This is a genomic window from Tepidimonas taiwanensis (genome assembly GCF_020162115.1).
In the GTDB taxonomy this organism is placed as follows: domain Bacteria; phylum Pseudomonadota; class Gammaproteobacteria; order Burkholderiales; family Burkholderiaceae_C; genus Tepidimonas; species Tepidimonas taiwanensis.
On the sequence record NZ_CP083911.1, the window covers coordinates 305,520 to 319,394 of the forward strand.

At 70.5% G+C, this 13,875-nt stretch carries 17 protein-coding genes; 10 read left to right on the forward strand and 7 right to left on the reverse strand.

From position 1 onward, the window contains the following. Positions 1–8: 8 nt before the first annotated feature. Entirely contained in the window at positions 9–1,055 is a 1,047-nt protein-coding gene (locus LCC91_RS01395; protein ID WP_043702806.1) for a rod shape-determining protein, read from the reverse strand. A gap of 120 nt (positions 1,056–1,175) precedes the next feature. On the opposite strand from LCC91_RS01395, the gene gatC reads away from it, so the two are divergent. The 5 genes from gatC to gatB are packed head-to-tail and all read left to right on the forward strand — an operon-like array spanning position 1,176 to position 5,029. Then, positions 1,176–1,475: an Asp-tRNA(Asn)/Glu-tRNA(Gln) amidotransferase subunit GatC gene (gene gatC, locus LCC91_RS01400; protein ID WP_043702810.1), complete on the forward strand. Its 300-nt coding sequence runs from the start codon at positions 1,176–1,178 to the stop codon at positions 1,473–1,475. Beyond that, positions 1,472–2,986 (forward strand): Asp-tRNA(Asn)/Glu-tRNA(Gln) amidotransferase subunit GatA, encoded by a 1,515-nt coding sequence (gatA, locus tag LCC91_RS01405; RefSeq protein ID WP_043702813.1) that lies wholly within the window; start codon positions 1,472–1,474, stop codon positions 2,984–2,986. Before gatC ends, gatA begins: the two co-directional genes overlap by 4 nt. 1 nt (position 2,987) lies before the next feature. Beyond that, positions 2,988–3,248, forward strand: coding sequence for a DUF4160 domain-containing protein (locus LCC91_RS01410; protein ID WP_043702816.1), 261 nt, complete (start codon positions 2,988–2,990; stop codon positions 3,246–3,248). Next, a complete protein-coding gene (locus LCC91_RS01415; RefSeq protein ID WP_082007677.1) occupies positions 3,203–3,508 on the forward strand; it encodes a DUF2442 domain-containing protein in 306 nt (101 codons plus the stop codon). The genes LCC91_RS01410 and LCC91_RS01415 overlap by 46 nt, the downstream gene beginning before the upstream one ends. Positions 3,509–3,547: 39 nt before the next feature. Then, entirely contained in the window at positions 3,548–5,029 is a 1,482-nt protein-coding gene (gene gatB / locus LCC91_RS01420) for an Asp-tRNA(Asn)/Glu-tRNA(Gln) amidotransferase subunit GatB (protein ID WP_043702915.1), read from the forward strand. 14 nt (positions 5,030–5,043) lie between these two features. Here gatB and LCC91_RS01425 read toward each other — a convergent pair whose 3' ends face one another. The 3 genes from LCC91_RS01425 to crcB form a co-directional block, all read right to left on the reverse strand. Then, positions 5,044–5,745 carry a DUF4124 domain-containing protein gene (locus tag LCC91_RS01425; protein WP_052231702.1) on the reverse strand — a complete coding sequence of 234 codons (702 nt, stop codon included), beginning with the start codon at positions 5,743–5,745 and terminating at the stop codon, positions 5,044–5,046. 92 nt (positions 5,746–5,837) lie between these two features. Continuing rightward, positions 5,838–6,542 carry an orotate phosphoribosyltransferase gene (pyrE, locus tag LCC91_RS01430; RefSeq protein WP_043702822.1) on the reverse strand — a complete coding sequence of 235 codons (705 nt, stop codon included), beginning with the start codon at positions 6,540–6,542 and terminating at the stop codon, positions 5,838–5,840. Between the two features lie 133 nt (positions 6,543–6,675). Continuing rightward, positions 6,676–7,047 (reverse strand): fluoride efflux transporter CrcB, encoded by a 372-nt coding sequence (gene crcB / locus LCC91_RS01435; protein WP_143898009.1) that lies wholly within the window; start codon positions 7,045–7,047, stop codon positions 6,676–6,678. Positions 7,048–7,132: 85 nt separating this feature from the next. On the opposite strand from crcB, the gene modA reads away from it, so the two are divergent. From modA to LCC91_RS01450, 3 genes are read left to right on the forward strand one after another with little or no spacing between them, the layout of a single operon-like run. Next, positions 7,133–7,921 carry a molybdate ABC transporter substrate-binding protein gene (gene modA, locus LCC91_RS01440; RefSeq protein ID WP_224440981.1) on the forward strand — a complete coding sequence of 263 codons (789 nt, stop codon included), beginning with the start codon at positions 7,133–7,135 and terminating at the stop codon, positions 7,919–7,921. A 12-nt stretch (positions 7,922–7,933) separates the two neighbouring features. Beyond that, on the forward strand, positions 7,934–8,599 hold the full coding sequence (gene modB / locus LCC91_RS01445; protein WP_043702832.1) for a molybdate ABC transporter permease subunit: 666 nt from the start codon (positions 7,934–7,936) through the stop codon (positions 8,597–8,599). Continuing rightward, positions 8,596–9,789 (forward strand): ABC transporter ATP-binding protein, encoded by a 1,194-nt coding sequence (locus LCC91_RS01450; RefSeq protein WP_224440982.1) that lies wholly within the window; start codon positions 8,596–8,598, stop codon positions 9,787–9,789. Before modB ends, LCC91_RS01450 begins: the two co-directional genes overlap by 4 nt. A 197-nt stretch (positions 9,790–9,986) precedes the next feature. On the opposite strand, the gene LCC91_RS01455 is transcribed toward LCC91_RS01450, so the two are convergent. Both LCC91_RS01455 and LCC91_RS01460 read right to left on the reverse strand, forming a co-directional pair. Beyond that, positions 9,987–10,892, reverse strand: a complete 906-nt coding sequence (locus LCC91_RS01455) for a 5'-nucleotidase (protein WP_058616310.1) — start codon at positions 10,890–10,892, stop codon at positions 9,987–9,989. Then, positions 10,889–11,188, reverse strand: a complete 300-nt coding sequence (locus tag LCC91_RS01460) for a nucleotidyltransferase domain-containing protein (protein ID WP_043702838.1) — start codon at positions 11,186–11,188, stop codon at positions 10,889–10,891. The genes LCC91_RS01455 and LCC91_RS01460 overlap by 4 nt, the downstream gene beginning before the upstream one ends. Positions 11,189–11,388: 200 nt before the next feature. Here LCC91_RS01460 and serS point away from each other — a divergent pair, with 200 nt between their 5' ends. Together serS and LCC91_RS01470 are read left to right on the forward strand one after the other, a co-directional pair. Continuing rightward, positions 11,389–12,708: a serine--tRNA ligase gene (gene serS, locus LCC91_RS01465; RefSeq protein WP_043702841.1), complete on the forward strand. Its 1,320-nt coding sequence runs from the start codon at positions 11,389–11,391 to the stop codon at positions 12,706–12,708. A gap of 120 nt (positions 12,709–12,828) precedes the next feature. Further along, a complete protein-coding gene (locus LCC91_RS01470; protein ID WP_043702844.1) occupies positions 12,829–13,407 on the forward strand; it encodes a hypothetical protein in 579 nt (192 codons plus the stop codon). A gap of 45 nt (positions 13,408–13,452) precedes the next feature. On the opposite strand, the gene gloA is transcribed toward LCC91_RS01470, so the two are convergent. Next, on the reverse strand, positions 13,453–13,866 hold the full coding sequence (gene gloA / locus LCC91_RS01475; RefSeq protein ID WP_043702847.1) for a lactoylglutathione lyase: 414 nt from the start codon (positions 13,864–13,866) through the stop codon (positions 13,453–13,455). Between the last annotated feature and the right edge of the window lie 9 nt (positions 13,867–13,875).

Sequence of the window (13,875 nt, forward strand, 5' to 3'; positions counted from 1 at the left end):
GCGCCGGATTATTCGCTGGTGAAAATGCTGTGGCCGAGGCGGTCCATCTGCTCCAGCGCCATGCCACAGCCGCGCACCACGCAGGTCAGCGGGTCCTCGGCGACGAACACCGGCAGTCCCGTTTCCTCGTTGAGCAGCCGGTCCAGGTCGCGCAGCAGCGCGCCGCCGCCGGTCAGCATCATGCCGCGGTCGGCGATGTCGGCGCCCAATTCCGGCGGCGTGTGCTCCAGCGCGGTCTTGACGGCGCTGACGATGTTGTTGATCGGATCGGTCAGCGCTTCCAGCACCTCGTTGGAGCTGATCGTGAAGCTGCGCGGCACGCCCTCGGAGAGGTTGCGGCCCTTGACTTCCATCTCCTTGACCTCGGAGCCGGGGAAGGCGCTGCCGATCTGCTTTTTGATCGCCTCGGCCGTGGGCTCGCCGATCAACATGCCGTAGTTGCGGCGGATGTAGTTGATGATGGCGTCGTCGAACTTGTCGCCCCCGACGCGCACGCTGCCCTTGTAGACCATGCCGCCCAGGCTGATGACGCCGACTTCGGTGGTGCCGCCGCCTATGTCGATCACCATCGAGCCGGCCGCCTCCGCGACCGGCAGGCCGGCGCCGATCGCTGCGGCCATCGGCTCCTCGATCAGGTAGACCGCGCTGGCGCCGGCGGCCTCGGCGGCGTCCTTGATCGCGCGGCGCTCGACCTGGGTCGAGCCGCAGGGCACGCAGATGATGATGCGCGGGCTGGGCGTGAACAGGCTGCGCGGGTGCACCATCCTGATGAACTGCTTGATCATCTGCTCGGTGACGACGAAGTCGGCGATCACGCCGTCCTTCATCGGGCGGATGGCCTCGATGTTGCCCGGCACCTTGCCGAGCATGGCCTTGGCCGCGTGGCCGACGGCCTGGATGGTTTTCTTGCCGGTGGGGCCGCCCTCGTGGCGGATGGCGACGACGGAGGGCTCATCGAGCACGATGCCCTTGCCGCGCACGTAGATGAGCGTGTTGGCCGTGCCCAGGTCGATGGCGAGGTCGGTCGAAAAGTGCCGACGCAGGGATTCGAACATGGTGTGTGGGGTCCTCAGCAGCCTGCCGGCGGCGCATGCGGAACCGGGGCGCGGGCAGGCCGGTTCGTGAAACCCAGGATAATACCGCAAAGGTCTTTTCGCCCATCGCAGCGCAACACCATGTCACTGACCCTGCAGGATGTCGACCGCCTCGCGCACCTGGCGCGGCTGGCGCTCGACCGCCCCACGGCCGAACGGATGCTCGGCCAGCTCAATGCGTTTTTCGATATCGTTGAGCAGATGAAGGCTGTCGACACCACCGGTGTCACACCGCTAGCTCACCCCGCGGAGGTGTTCACCGACGTGAGCCTGCGGCTGCGCGACGACGTCGTGACCGAGCCGAACCAGCGCGAGGCCTATCAGGCCAGCGCCCCCGCCGTCGAGGACGGCCTGTATCTCGTACCGCGGGTGATCGAATGAGCATGGAACTGCACCAGATGGGTGTGGCCGAACTGGCGGCCGCCCTGGACGCGGGCCAGACTTCCAGCGTGGAGGTGACGCAGGCGCTGTTGCAGCGTGTACGCGCGCACGAGGGCTTGGGGGCGTTTTTGGCCGTGGACGAGGACGTGAGCCTGGCGCAGGCGCGCGCGGCCGACGAGCGCCGCGCCCGCGGGGAGCGCGCGCCGCTGCTCGGGGTCCCGCTCGCGCACAAGGATGTGTTCGTCACGCGCGACTTCCCGACCACCGCGGGCAGCCGCATGTTGGCCGGGTTCCGCAGCCCGTTCGATGCCACGGTCGTCGCGCGCCTGGGGCAGGGGGCCGACGGTCACCCGGGCGCGGGCGCGGTGACGCTGGGCAAGCTCAACTGCGACGAGTTCGCGATGGGCTCGGGTAACGACAACTCGGCCTTTGGCCCGGCGCGCAACCCGTGGGACACCACGCGCGTGCCCGGGGGGTCGTCCGGCGGGTCGGCTGCGGCCGTCGCGGCGCGTTTGGTGCCGGCTGCCACCGGCACCGATACGGGCGGCTCGATCCGCCAGCCCGCGGCGTTTTGCGGGGTGACCGGCATCAAACCGACCTACGGCCGCTGCTCGCGCTACGGGATGGTGGCCTACGCGTCAAGTCTGGATCAGGCAGGGCCGATCGCGCGCTCGGCGCACGACTGCGCGCTGCTGCTGTCGGCGATGGCGGGGCCCGATCCCGATCGGGATTCGACCAGCCTCGACCTGCCGGCGCAGGACTACACCCAAGGGCTGGATGACCCGCTGCCCGGCGCCAGCGCCGGCCGGCCGTTGCAGGGGCTGCGCATCGGGCTGCCCGTGGAATTCTTCGGGGAAGGCTGCAGCGCCGAGGTGCAGACCGCCGTGCGCGCGGCGCTGGCCGAGTTCGAGCGGCTGGGTGCGTCCCTGGTCGACGTGCACCTGCCGCGCACCGAGCTGAGCATCCCCGCGTACTACATCATCGCGCCGGCCGAGGCGAGTTCGAACCTGAGCCGCTACGACGGCGTGCGCTACGGGCACCGCGCCGCCGAGTACACCGATCTGTTCGACATGTACTGCCGCTCGCGCAGCGAGGGGTTTGGTGCCGAGGTGCAGCGGCGCATCCTGATCGGCACCTACGTGCTGTCACACGGCTACTACGACGCCTATTACCTGAAAGCGCAGCAGATCCGCCGCCTGATTGCGCAGGACTTTTTGCGCGCGTTCGAGCAGTGCGACCTGATCGCCGGCCCCGTCGCCCCCACTGTCGCGTGGCCTATCGGCGAGAAGGCGGACGACCCGCTGTCGGCCTACCTGGCCGACATTTACACGCTGCCGGCGTCGCTGGCCGGCCTGCCCGGCATGAGCGTGCCGGCCGGTTTCGGGGCCGGGGGCCTGCCGGTCGGACTGCAGCTGATCGGCCCGCACCTGGCCGAGCAACGGCTGCTGCACGCGGCGCACCAGTTCCAGCGCGTCACCGACTGGCATCGGCGCGAGCCACGGAGCGCCTGACATGCCGACCATATCCGCGTTCTACGGGATTTTGATTCGCATGTACTGGGACGACCATGCGCCGCCGCACTTTCATGTGACCTACGGCGAGTACCGGGCGGTCTATGCGATCGAGACGCTGGCGCTGCTGCAGGGGGCATTGCCCCGCCGGGCCCATGCGATGGTGCTGGAATGGGCCGCCCAGCACCGGGCGGCGTTGATGGAGGATTGGGAGCTATGCGCGAACAAGCAGCAGCCGAAACCGATCTCGCCATTGGTTTGACGCCGTGCCCGCCGCCTGTCGTCGCGGTGTGCGCCGTCCGTCCGGGCGTACTGGAGGTACGGTTTGCCGATGGGCTGAGCGGCGAAGTCGAAATCCAGCCCTCGCACCTGACGGGGGTTTTTGCAAGCCTGAAGGACGCCGCGGTATTTGCCCAAGTCAGGGTGGAGGATGGCGCGGTGACATGGCCCAACGGAGTGGACTTGGCGCCCGATGCCATGTATGAGGCGCTGGCGCGGGAGGGGCGCTGGGTGCTCGCCTGAGCGCGGCCGCAGCCGCCTCGATGAATGGATTGGATCGTGATGAATCGTTTTCTCGTCCAGGGCTACGAGGTCGTCATCGGCTTCGAGACGCACGCCCAACTGTCGACCCGCAGCAAGATTTTCAGCCGCGCGGCCACCGCGTTCGGGGCCGAGCCCAACACCCAGGCCTGCCCGGTGGACCTGGCGCTGCCGGGCACGCTGCCGGTGATGAACCGCGCCGCCGTCGAGTGCGCGATCCGCTTTGGCCTGGCGGTGGGCGCGCACATCGCGCCGCGCAGCGTGTTCGCGCGCAAAAACTACTTTTATCCCGACCTGCCCAAGGGCTACCAGATCAGCCAGTACGAAATCCCGGTCGTGCAAGGCGGGGCGATCCGCTTCTACCTTGGGGACGAGCTGCGCACCGTGCGGCTGGTGCGCGCGCACCTGGAGGAGGACGCCGGCAAGTCGCTGCACGAGGATTTCCACGGCATGAGCGGCATCGACCTCAACCGCGCCGGCACGCCGCTGCTGGAAATCGTCACCGAGCCCGATATCCGCTCGAGCGCCGAGGCGGTGGCCTATGCGAAGGAGCTGCACAAGCTGGTCACGTGGATCGGCATCTGCGACGGCAACATGCAGGAGGGGTCGTTCCGCTGCGACGCCAACGTCAGCGTGCGCAAGCCGGGCGCGCCGCTGGGCACCCGGCGCGAGATCAAGAACTTGAACTCCTTCAAGTTCATGCAGCAGGCCATCGACTACGAGGTGCGCTGGCAGATCGAGCAGCTCGAGGACGGCCGCCCCATCGAGCAGGCTACGGTGCTGTTCGATCCGGACACCGGCGAGACCCGCGCGATGCGCACCAAGGAGGACGCGGCCGACTACCGCTACTTCCCCGACCCCGACCTGCCGCCGCTGATCATCGCGCCGGGTTGGGTGGAGGCGGTGCGCGCGGCGATGCCCGAGCTGCCGCGCGCGATGGCCGAGCGCTTCGTGCGTGACCACGGGTTGCCGGACTACGATGCGACCATGCTGACGCAGTCCCCGGCGATGGCGGCGTACTTCGAGGACACGGTGCGCGCGGGGGCGGCACCGAAGGCGGCGAGCAACTGGATCATGGGCGAGGTCTCGCGCCGGCTCAACGCAGCCGAGATCGGCATCGAGCGCTGCCCCGTGCCGCCGGCGCTGCTGGCCGCGCTGTTGCAGCGCGTGGCCGACGGGACGGTGTCCAACAACGCCGCCAAGCAGGTGTTCGACGCGCTGTGGGCCGAGGCACCCGAGGCGGGGGCGGTGGCCGATGTGGCGGCGGCGCTCGCCCGGGTCGATGCGGTGATCGCCGCCAAGGGCTTGCGGCAGATGAACGACACCGGTGCCCTGCAGGCGATCGTCGAGCAGGTCATTGCCGCCAACCCGAAAAACGTGGCCGAGTACCGCGCCGGCAAGGACAAGGCCTTCAACGCGCTCGTGGGGCAGGTGATGAAGGCCACGCAGGGCAAGGCCAACCCGCAGCAGGTCAACGAGCTGCTCAAGCGCGCGCTGGGCTGACGGCTGCGGCGTGGTCAGCGGGGCGCGCCGGCGGCCCCCGCGTCTGCGTCGGCGGTCGCCCACAGCCGCCGCAGCGTGCGCAACTCGGCGTCGAAGCGTTCTTCGATACGGGCCTTTTCGCGCTCCTGGTCGGCCAGAAACTGCGCCTGCAGCTGCCGCTGTTTGGCGTTTTGCGCCAGACGCTGCTTGAGCGCGGGCGGCGTGCTGGCCGGGTCCTTGCGGTAGAACGCCATCTCCTCCTCGATGCGCTGGCGCTCGCGTTCGAGGGTCTGCGCGTGCGCGCGCGCACTGTCGATGACCGACTGCACCTGGGCGATTGCGGCGGCGCGGGTCCGCTGGTGCGCGGCCTCGTCGGGGTAGCGCATCAGCAGCAGCGCCTCGCGCCGGCGCTCCTCCGCCAGTCTCGTGGCGGCTTCGGAGGCTTCGCGCTGCCGGGCGGCCTCGCGTTCGCGCTCTTCCGGTGATGGCGGGGGCGGCACGATCTGCCGCACCGTCCCGGTCGGGCCCAGCACCCGCTGCGGGCGGTCGCGGCATTCCGCTATCGGCCGGTCCGACGACAACAGCCGCCCCTGGGCGTCGATGCACGTGTAGATGGCACCGTTGGCGGGTTTTGTCTGCGCGTGGGTGTTCAGCCCGGCAAGGCCGATACACAACGCCCCGCCAACCACCGCGACGAGGCGTAACGAGGAGGGGCGCCAAACGAACCGGCTGGGCATGGGACGTGCGGGGTGCTGCCCCGTTCTGTGGTCTGGACGTTGGTGTGGACGTTTCGACAGCCCCACCCGCCGCCAGGCGGCCCGGTGCTGCCTCAGCCGACGCCGTAGCGGGCACGGTACGCCTGCACGCGCGCGCGGTGCGCCTGCATGGCGGCGTCGTCTTGATGCTCCAGATATTGCAGCAAGTCCGACAGCTTGGCAATGGCGCACACCGCCAGGCCCAGTTCCCGCTGCACATACTGCACCGCGCTGTAGGGCACGTCGCGCACGGTGCCGTCCGGGCCGACTTCGGTTGCCATTTCCTGGCGATCGAGCGCGATGGCCATTGCGTGCGGTGTGGCGCCGGCGCCACGGATGATCGCGATCGACTCGCGGGCCGCGGTGCCCGCGCTCATCACGTCGTCGACGATCAGCACCCGCCCGCGCAGGGGCGCCCCGATCAGCGTGCCGCCCTCGCCGTGGTCCTTGGCTTCTTTCCGGTTGAACGCGAACGGCCGGTTGTGCCCGCGCCGCGCCAGCTCCACGGCCACCGCGGCGGCCAGCGGAATGCCTTTGTAGGCGGGACCGAAGAGCATGTCGAACGCGATGCCGCTGGCCAGGATGGCGTCGGCGTAAAACGCCGCGAGGCGCCCGAGCTTGGCCCCGTCGTCGAACAGGCCGGCGTTGAAAAAGTAGGGGCTCAGACGCCCGGCCTTGGTCTTGAACTCGCCAAAGCGCAGCACCCCGGCGTCCAGCGCGAACTGCACGAAGCGCTGGGCCAGGGCGTCGGGGGCGGGGTGTTCGGGGGGATGGGACATGGGGCGGTCGAAGGGAAATGGGGACACACGGGGTACGGGCCGTTGTCCGCGGCATGGGCAGCGCCATCACGCGGGCCGGCATCGAAAATGGCAGGCACCGGCGCCGAATTGTAGGCACCGACGCCGCCGCGCATCAGCGCAGCGCGGACCAGGTGGCAAACCCGAGCGCGGTCAGCAGCAGCGATCCGCCGACGTGCAGGCCGATGGCCCCCAGCGCCCACAACAGTCGGCCCTGCTGCAGTAACGCCACCACCTCGACCGAGAAGCTGGAAAACGTCGTCAGCCCGCCCAGCAGCCCGGTCACGAGGAACAGCCGCCACTGCGGGGCGATCTCCGGGTGGTGCAGCAGCCACGCCACGATCAGCCCGATCGCATACCCGCCGATCCAGTTGGCCGCCAGCGTCCCGAGCGGCAGGTGGGGCAGCACCGCGTTGAGTCGCAGCCCCAGCCACCAGCGCAGCAGCGCGCCCAGTCCCGCGCCCGTCACCACCGCCGCCGCCGACATCAGCACCCCGCGCTCCTTTTATTTTATACTGAGCGGCATGCCCCGCCCACCGACCGTCGCCGCGCATGATACACAGGGCGCGCCCGTGCCCCGGCGTCGTCTGTTGCAGTGGGCCCTCGCCAGCGCCGCGGGCGTCGGCGCCGCGCGGGTGGGGCCCGCCGCGGCGCGGGGGGAGGTCACGACGGTGGTCGCGGCGTCGGACCTCAAGTTTGCGCTGGAGGAACTCGCCGATACCTTCCAGCGTGCGAGTGCTCACCGGTTGCGGTTGATTTTTGGTTCCTCCGGGCAATTCACGACGCAGATTCTGCAGGGGGCGCCGTTTCACCTGTTTTTGTCGGCGGATGAGGCGTTCGTGACGCGGCTGGTGCAGGCGGGCCGTACCCAGGGCGACGGACGGCTGTACGCCGTGGGGCGCATCGGCCTGCTCGTCGGGGCCGGGGGGGCGCTGCAGCCCGACGGCACCCTGCGCGATCTGGGCGCGGCGCTGCGCGACGGGCGGCTGCGCAAGCTCGCCATCGCGCACCCGGAACATGCGCCCTACGGTGCCCGGGCGCAGGAGGCCCTGCAGCACGCCGGACTGTGGCAGGCCGTGCAGCCACACCTGGTCCTCGGTGAAAACGTCGCCCAGGCGGCGCAGTTCGTGTTGACGGGCGGCGCGCAGGCCGGCATCGTCGCGCAGTCGCTCGCGCGTGCGCCCGCGGTCGCGGCGGTGACGCGTTTCGCGCTGATCGACGCGGCGTGGCACCAGCCGCTGCGGCAGCGCATGGTGGTGCTGCGCGGCGCGCCACCGGCTGCGCACGCGTTCTACGAGTACCTGGCCACGCCGGCGGCGCAGGCCGTGCTGGCCCGCTACGGGTTCGAGGCCCCGCGCTAAAGGTCGCTGCCGATGGATGTGGCCGCTCTGACGCTGTCGGTGGAGCTGGCGGGGGTGACGCTGGCGCTGCTGCTGCCGCCGGGGGTTTGGCTGGGGCGGTGTCTGGCCTACCGGCGGTTTCCCGGGCGGGTGTGGGTGGAGGCGGCGATCCTGCTGCCGCTGGTACTGCCGCCGACGGTGCTGGGCTTTTACCTGTTGATGGCGCTGGGTGCGGCGTCGCCGCTCGGGCTCTGGCTGCAGCAGACGCTGGGGGTGACCCTGACCTTCAACTTTGCCGGGCTGGTGATCGCCTCGCTGGTGTTCAACCTGCCCTTCGTCGTGCAGCCGGCGCAGCGCGCCTTCGAGGCGATCGACCCGCGTCTGCTGGAGGCCGCGGCGCTCAGCGGTCTGTCGGGCTGGCAAACGTTTTGGCGGGTCGAGTTGCCGCTGGCGTGGCGCGGCATCGTGTCGGCGGCGGTGCTGACGTTCGTGCACACGCTGGGGGAGTTCGGCGTCGTGCTGATGATGGGCGGTAACATCCCGGGCGAGACGCGCACGCTCGCCATCGCCATTTACGATCGCGTGCAGGCGTTTGACTGGGCCGGCGCCCATGCCATGGCGGCGTTGCTGCTGGCGCTGTCGCTGCTGGCCGTGGCGGTGTCGCTGGCCGCGACCGGGCGGCGGGGATGGCAGCCGTGAGCGGCGCGCCGGTCGCACCGCCCCCCTCGGTATCCGATGACGCCGGCGCGGGGCTGGTCGCGCAAATCGAGCAGGCGCAGCCCATGCCGCTGCACGGTGCCCTGCGCTGTGCGCCGGGCGAGCTGCTGGCGCTGGTCGGCCCGTCCGGGGCGGGCAAGTCCTCGTGGCTGCGCGTGCTGGCGGGCCTGATGCGCCCGGCGCGGGGACGCGTGCAGGTCGGTGGCGAGGTGTGGCTGGACACCGCATCCGGCACCTGGGTGCCGCCGCAGCGCCGGCACGTGGGGCTGGTCTTTCAGCATTACGCGCTGATGCCGCACCTCAGCGCCCAGGACAACGTGGCGCTGGCGTTGCTGGAGCAGCCCAGCGCCGCCCGCGCCGCGCAGGCGCTACAGTGGCTGCGGCGCGTCGGCTTGGACGAGGCGCACGCCCGGCGTCGCCCGGCCGCGCTGTCGGGTGGGCAGCAGCAGCGCGTGGCGCTGGCGCGGGCGCTGGCGCGGCAGCCGCGGCTGTTGCTGCTCGACGAGCCGTTTTCTGCGGTGGACCAGTTGCAGCGGCAGAGTCTCTATGCCTTGCTGGCGGAACTGCGGCAGCAGCTGCACATCCCGATCGTGCTCGTGACGCACGACCTGAGCGAGGCGCGCCAGCTCGCCGACACGCTGGCGGTGATGGATCGGGGTGAGATTCTGCAGCAGGGTGCGCCGCAGCGGCTTTACCGCGCGCCGCGCAACGCCCGGGTGGCGGACGTCGTGGGCGTCCAGAACCGCTTTGCCGGCCGCTGGGAGGGCCCGGCCGACGCGCCCGGCACCGGCTGGCTGCAGTGGCTCTCGGCCCCTGCCGACGCCGGGGGACAGGGGGTGGCGCGCCTGCGGGTCCCGGACAAGGGGCGGATTCCCGCCGGCCAGCCCGTCACCTGGGTCATCCAGCGCGATGGCCTCACACTGACGCGTGAACCGGTCGCCGGCGACGCGATGCTCCCGGCGTGTGCCCGGCTGCCCGTGCAGGTGTGCGACGTGCGCCACCTGGGCGATCTGTCGCTGCTCGTGCTGGCGCTGCGCGACGCGCCGGCGGTGCAGGTGCGGCTGACGCTCAGCGGCGCCGCGCGCCAGCAGTGGTCGGTGGGCGACGCGGGGCTCTTGCAGTTGGACTGCGCGTGGGTGCACGTGATGCCGACGCGGCTGCGTCCGGTCTAGGTCCATCGAGGCTGTCGCACGCCAGGACCGCGTGCGCGGACTTCTCTCAGTCGACGCCCCAGCAAGCGCGCATGCCGGGCCCGGTCCCGAGCGCGCCGCCGACGACGATGGCCCCGGCACGATGCTGTCGTGCGTTTCCCGTTTCCATCACACCGAGAGGGCGCGGTGCGGGAACGTAAAACGTCTTCGTGTCATGATCATCCATGACCCGCCCCGATGACCCCCGCCGCCACATGGCCCGCGGGCACGTGCTCGGCGGCGCTGTGGACGTGGCGCGTCTGGTCGTCGAAAAAGAAGTCCGGTTCGAACTCGCGCAGGAAAGCGCCCTTGGGCAGGCCACCAAGGAACATCGCCTCGTCCACCTCGATGCGCCAGTCCATCAGCGTGCGGATGGCGCGCTCGTGGGCCGGTGCGCTGCGGGCCGTCACCAGTGCCGTGCGGATGCGCATCGCGTCCGTGCCCTCCTGCTGCAGCCGGTGCAGCGCCTGCAGCAGCGGTTTGAAGGGGCCGCCGGGCAGCGGCTGCGCGGCCTTGGCGGACTCGTGGGCCTGAAAGGCGTCCAGCCCTTCGGCCTGGAAGACCCGTTCCGCCTCGTCGGAAAACAGCACGGCGTCGCCGTCGAAGGCGATGCGCACCTCGTTTGGGTGGGCATCGGACGCGCGCTGCGCGTGCGGATAGACCTGTGCGGCGGGAAAGCCGGCCGCCAGCGCCGCACGCACGTCGTCGAGGTTGGCCGACAAGAACAGGTTGGCCCGCAACGGCCGCAGGTAGCGCCACGGCGGCGCCCCGCGCGTGAAGACGCCGCGCTGGATCGGCAGCCCGTAGTGGGTGGCGGAGCGAAACACGCGCATGCCGGACACCGGGTCGTTGCGCGACAGGATCACCACCTCGACCCGCTGCGCGCGCGCGTCGTTGAAGCCGAGCAGCTTGCGCACGAGCGAAAACGCCACGCCCGGCGCGGCCGGCTGCTCCAGCCGCTGCAGTTGCAGCTGCATGTAGGCGCGGTCGTCGCCCTGCTCGAAGACGCGGTTTTCCTCCTCGAAGTCGAACAGCGCCCGCGACGAAATCGCCACCACCAGCCGGCCGTCGAGCAGAGAGGTCATAGCAACACCCCCTGCTCGTGGGCGATGCGGTGGATCGGTTGGGGCAGGAGGTTGGGGGCCTCCACGACGATGTCGATGTGCTGCTCCCCCAGCGCCAGCTGCAGCCGCGCGCCGAGTTGGGCGGCGAGCAGCGCGGGGCGCTCCACCGCCTGCGGGACGGTCACCAGCAGGTCGATATCGCCGCCGCGGGCACGATCGTCGACGCGCGAGCCGAACAGGCGCACCTGCGCGTGCGGCCCGAACACGGCACGCACCTCGTCGGCAATTCGTTGGGCCTCGTCGGGGGACAGTCGCATGGGCCGATTCTGGCACGAGACGCCGGTGCGTGGGCGGTGAGGGCGGCGGCTCCAGTGTCGGTGGGCGCGACGGCCGTTGCGGGCCGGACGCGGGCGCGCGGGCGGGGCCGTCGTCGGCGGCTCGTCGGGCCCCGGGCCGGGTTGCCGCGCGTCGATGGCGCTGCGGTGCAGCAGGCGCGGCGGCCTACAATCGCGCCACCATGCTCGACATCGCTTTGCTACGCCGCGACCTGGACGCCGTCGTCGCGCGGCTCGAGACCCGCAAGTCCCCCCAACCGTACCTGGACGTCGCCGCCTTCACCGCGCTCGAGAACGAGCGCAAGGCGCTGCAGGTGCAGACCGAAACGCTGCAGGCGCGGCGCAACGCGCTCTCCAAGCAAATCGGCCAGCTCAAGGGCCAGGGCCGGCACGCCGAGGCCGAGGCGGCGATGGCGGAGGTGAGTGAGATCAAGGGTACGCTGGAAGCGTGTGCGGCGCGGCTGGAGCAGATCCAGACCGAGCTGCAGGCGCTGCTGCTGGCCGTGCCCAACCTGCCGCAGCCAGAGGTGCCCGTCGGGCCCGACGAGAGCGGCAATGTGGAGCTGCGCCGCTGGAGCCCCGGCGGTGGCTACGGGGGTGACCCGGCACCGCTGCCGTTCGAGCCGCGCGACCACGTCGCGCTGGGCGAACGCCTGGGGCTGGACTTCGAGACCGCTGCCAAGCTCAGCGGCGCGCGGTTTGCCGTCATGCGCGGGCCGATCGCGCGACTGCACCGGGCGCTGGCGCAATTCATGCTGGACGTGCAGACTACCGAGCACGGCTACACGGAGTGCTACACGCCCTACATCGTCAACGCCGAGACGCTGCGCGGCACGGGTCAGTTGCCCAAGTTCGAGGCCGACCTGTTTGCGGCCAAGAAGGGCGGCGCGGAGGGTGAGGACGGGGCGATGTACCTGATCCCGACCAGCGAGGTGACGCTGACCAATTTCGTGCGCGACACCATCCTGGCCGAGGGCGACCTGCCCATCAAGTTGACCGCGCACACGCCGTGCTTCCGCTCCGAGGCGGGGGCGGCCGGGCGCGATACGCGTGGGCTGATCCGCCAGCACCAGTTCGACAAAGTCGAGATGGTGCAGATCGTGCACCCGCAGCACAGCCACGCGGCGCTGGAGGAGATGACCGCGCACGCCGAAGCCATCCTGCAACGGCTGGGGCTGCCGTACCGCGTGGTGCTGCTGTGCACCGGCGACATGGGCTTTGGCGCGGCGCGCACGCACGACCTGGAGGTGTGGCTGCCGGCGCAGGGGACGTACCGCGAAATCAGCTCGGTGAGCAACTGCGAGGCGTTCCAGGCACGGCGGCTGCAGGCGCGCTTTCGCAACGCGCAGGGCAAGACCGAGCTCGTGCACACGCTCAACGGCTCGGGGCTGGCGGTGGGACGCACGCTGGTGGCGGTGCTGGAAAACTACCAGAACGCCGACGGCAGCATCACGGTGCCCAGCGCGCTGCGCCCCTACCTGGGCGGAGCCGAGCGGCTGTGAACAGGGGGCCGTGCTTCCCCCAGCGGGTGCGCGGCGTGCACGGGACGCAGCCCTCCCTTTCATGCGGCCGTCACACTGGCCGGCTATCCTGCATGCCATTCGGTCGAATAGGGTGTGGGTATGCTGGCGCGGGAGACGGTGCTACGCAAGACGGCAGCGGGCCTGCATGAGCAGGCGCAGCCCAGCAAGGCGATCGGGCCGCGGCTGCGGCAGCTGTTGGTGATGTGCAATGGCCAGCGCTCCGTGGGAGAGCTGGTCGAGCTGTTCGGGCCCCAAGCGACAGAGTGGGCGAGCGCGCTGTTGGCCCAAGGGTGGGTCGAGCCTGTTGCCGGCGGCGATCGGCAAGGGCAAGTGTCGGCGGGTACGACCGTTGTGCGCGCGGTGACCGACCGTCAAACGGTGACCCGTGCATCGGCGGCCGCTGTGCCGACACGCCGACGCTCTCTGGCCATGTCGCGCATGTATATGCTCGACATGGCAGAGCGGCTGCTGGGCGTACAAAGCGATACGGTGCGGGCGCACTTGCGTGTGGCGCGCGAGCCGCAGCAGGTCGTTGCGGCGCTGGCCGACTGTATGCAACTGATCGAGGAAATCGCCGATCCGAAAGTGGCCGCCCGCGTGCGCGAGGAGCTGTACGCGATGCTGCCACCAGAGCTCGCGTCGGGCTGGTCGGTGCTGATGAAACGCCAGCGCGCCTGAGCGCACGAGCGGGGGCGCGCCGATGCCCTGGCCCTCGACCCCTTCTCAGCGCAAGCCGACGCCTGGTGCGTTGTCGTCGCGCTGGATCAGCTCGATCTTGTAACCGTCGGGGTCGGTGACGAAGGCGATCAGCGTCGTGCCGCCTTTGACCGGGCCGGGTTCGCGGGTGATGTTGCCGCCGGCGGCGCGGATGCGTTCGCAGGTCGCGTAGATGTCGCTCACGCCGATCGCGATGTGGCCGTAGGCGGTGCCCATCTCGTACGACTCGACGCCCCAGTTGTAGGTCAGCTCGATCTCCGCCTGGCCCGGGTTGCCGCCGTCGTAGCCGAGGAAAGCGAGCGAGTACTTGTACTCGGGGTTGTCCGAGGTGCGCAGCAACTGCATGCCGAGCACGTTCGTGTAGAAGTCGATCGAGCGCTGCAGGTTGCCGACCCGCAGCATCGTGTGCAGGATACGCATCGTGGGGGC

Coding starts and splice junctions, on each gene's coding strand:
- gatA (WP_043702813.1), top strand. CDS start 1,472: ATGAGCATGGAACTGCACCAGATGGGTGTGGCCGAACTGGCGGCCGCC.
- gatB (WP_043702915.1), top strand. CDS start 3,548: ATGAATCGTTTTCTCGTCCAGGGCTACGAGGTCGTCATCGGCTTCGAG.
- gatC (WP_043702810.1), top strand. CDS start 1,176: ATGTCACTGACCCTGCAGGATGTCGACCGCCTCGCGCACCTGGCGCGG.
- LCC91_RS01425 (WP_052231702.1), bottom strand. CDS start 5,745: ATGCCCAGCCGGTTCGTTTGGCGCCCCTCCTCGTTACGCCTCGTCGCG.
- pyrE (WP_043702822.1), bottom strand. CDS start 6,542: ATGTCCCATCCCCCCGAACACCCCGCCCCCGACGCCCTGGCCCAGCGC.
- LCC91_RS01455 (WP_058616310.1), bottom strand. CDS start 10,892: ATGACCTCTCTGCTCGACGGCCGGCTGGTGGTGGCGATTTCGTCGCGG.
- LCC91_RS01415 (WP_082007677.1), top strand. CDS start 3,203: ATGCGCGAACAAGCAGCAGCCGAAACCGATCTCGCCATTGGTTTGACG.
- LCC91_RS01410 (WP_043702816.1), top strand. CDS start 2,988: ATGCCGACCATATCCGCGTTCTACGGGATTTTGATTCGCATGTACTGG.
- modB (WP_043702832.1), top strand. CDS start 7,934: ATGGATGTGGCCGCTCTGACGCTGTCGGTGGAGCTGGCGGGGGTGACG.
- LCC91_RS01395 (WP_043702806.1), bottom strand. CDS start 1,055: ATGTTCGAATCCCTGCGTCGGCACTTTTCGACCGACCTCGCCATCGAC.
- crcB (WP_143898009.1), bottom strand. CDS start 7,047: ATGTCGGCGGCGGCGGTGGTGACGGGCGCGGGACTGGGCGCGCTGCTG.
- gloA (WP_043702847.1), bottom strand. CDS start 13,866: ATGCGTATCCTGCACACGATGCTGCGGGTCGGCAACCTGCAGCGCTCG.
- LCC91_RS01470 (WP_043702844.1), top strand. CDS start 12,829: ATGCTGGCGCGGGAGACGGTGCTACGCAAGACGGCAGCGGGCCTGCAT.
- serS (WP_043702841.1), top strand. CDS start 11,389: ATGCTCGACATCGCTTTGCTACGCCGCGACCTGGACGCCGTCGTCGCG.
- LCC91_RS01460 (WP_043702838.1), bottom strand. CDS start 11,188: ATGCGACTGTCCCCCGACGAGGCCCAACGAATTGCCGACGAGGTGCGT.